Source organism: Streptomyces sp. WAC06614 (assembly GCF_003949795.1).
In the GTDB taxonomy this organism is placed as follows: Bacteria; Actinomycetota; Actinomycetes; order Streptomycetales; family Streptomycetaceae; genus Streptomyces.
In genome coordinates this window covers 1-1,760 of sequence record NZ_RPRY01000624.1, presented here as the reverse complement: position 1 = coordinate 1,760, position 1,760 = coordinate 1, and the positions used below count along the sequence as shown (strand labels likewise).

Below are 1,760 nucleotides of genomic sequence, written 5' to 3'. Positions count from 1 at the left end.
AGATGTGTATAAGAGTCATGACCAGGTACTCGGCATCGGCGTAGCGGCCTTCCAGGACGGGCCTGATGCGCAGGACGCCCATCAGCTGGGCCGGGAGGAACTCCACGGCGGGATGGTCCGCGCGGATCTCGCCGCGCCGCACCGCCCGCTCGACCATCGCGCCGAGGGCGGCCACCTCCGGCTCGACGATCGCTTCGCGCAGGGCGGAGCGGAGCTCCTCGTCGTAGAGCACGGCATGCCCGAGGGCGTGCGTGAGGCGGGTGTCGCGGCCGGAGGTGCACGCCGCGATCCGGGCCGTCTCACGCAGGTCGCCGGCGAGCGACCCCGTGTCCACCTCGGCCACGGCGCCCTGGCGGTGGGCGCGCAGCGCGGCGGCGACGAGCCGGGGTTTGGTCTGCCACTGCCGGTAGAGCGTGGACTTGCCGCAGCTCGCGCGGGCTGCGACGCGTTCCATGGTCAGGGCGTCGTAGCCGTGCTCGCGCAATTCGTCCAGGACCGCCTGGAAGAACTCCTGCTCCCGCTCCGGTGTGATCTTGGAGCGGCGCGCGCTGGTCGACGTCATGGGTGGCGGCTCTTTTCGGAATGCCTCGGCGATGACCGGTCAGGTCCGTGTCCAGCTGCAGTTTAAGGGGAACCCTGGGCATCGATACAGCCATGTATCGATACGGTATTGTACCGATACGCAAGTGTCTCGATGGTTGGTGGACGACAGGAAGAAGGGCCGGCGATGACCGCCCGCAGCGACGAGGCCGGGGCCCCGGCCGGACCAGGGGCCGCCCGCCGCCGCCTCATACGTGAGGTGCTGCTGGTCGGCGCACTCTTCGCCGTGTACAAGGCCGGCCGGGCCCTCTCGGCGGACCGCGCCGCCGACGCCTTCCGCAACGCCGACCGGCTCTGGGACGCCGAGCGCGCCCTGCACCTGCCCGGCGAGGGCTCCGTCCAGGGACTGCTGCTGCACGGGGACACCCTCGTGCGCGCCGCGAACACCTACTACGCGGCCGTCCACTTCCCGGCGACCGCCCTGTTCCTGGTCTGGCTCTACCTGCGCCGTCCCGCGCACTACCTGTGGACCCGGCGGGTGCTGACCCTCCTCACCGGCGCGGCCCTCGGCCTGCACCTCGCCTTCCCCCTCGCGCCGCCGCGGATGCTCGCCGCGGCCGGGCTGGTCGACACCGCGCAGGTGTACGGGCCCTCGGTCTACGGGCCTTCCCCGGCCACCGACACCACTGCCAACCAGTTCGCGGCCATGCCGTCGCTGCACTTCGGCTGGGCCGTGATGCTCGCCCTGGGGATGATCGCCGTCACGCGGTCCCGCCGGCGCGCCCTGTGGCTGCTGCACCCGCTGGTCACCTTGGTCGTGATCGTGGGCACGGCCAACCACTACTGGCTCGACTCGCTCGTGGCCGCCGCACTGCTCGGGGTGGCGCTGCTGCTGGTGCCTCGGCCGCGGGGGGTCGGCGGCTCGGCGGGCTCGTCCGGCAGGGCTGGCTCGACCGGCACGGCTGGCTCGACCGGCACGGCTGGCTCGACCGGCACGGCTGGCTCGACCGGCACGGCTGGCTCGACCGGCACGGCTGGCTCGACCGGCACGGCTGGTTCGGCCGGCACGGCTGGTTCGGCCGGCGGCGGGGCCGGTGCGGCCGGCGGGGGCCCGGGCCGTGTCAGCGGTGCTGGAGTGGTGGGCTCCGGCCCGGCCCTTCCGGCGCCGCCGCGGGCCCTGCGCGGGCCGGGGGGCCGGGCCGGCGCGGGGGGCGGGGCGG

1 protein-coding gene and 1 pseudogene are annotated in these 1,760 nt (G+C 74.0%); one reads left to right on the top strand and one right to left on the bottom strand.

Annotation, left to right across the window (positions count from 1 at the left end):
* Positions 1-562 (bottom strand): TetR/AcrR family transcriptional regulator (locus EF918_RS35395; protein ID WP_148141349.1); only part of this gene is annotated, 562 nt, incomplete at its 3' end.
* A 165-nt stretch (positions 563-727) separates the two neighbouring features.
* Here EF918_RS35395 and EF918_RS35390 point away from each other — a divergent pair.
* A pseudogene (locus EF918_RS35390) lies at positions 728-1,429 on the top strand (phosphatase PAP2 family protein); the annotation flags it as partial.
* Between the last annotated feature and the right edge of the window lie 331 nt (positions 1,430-1,760).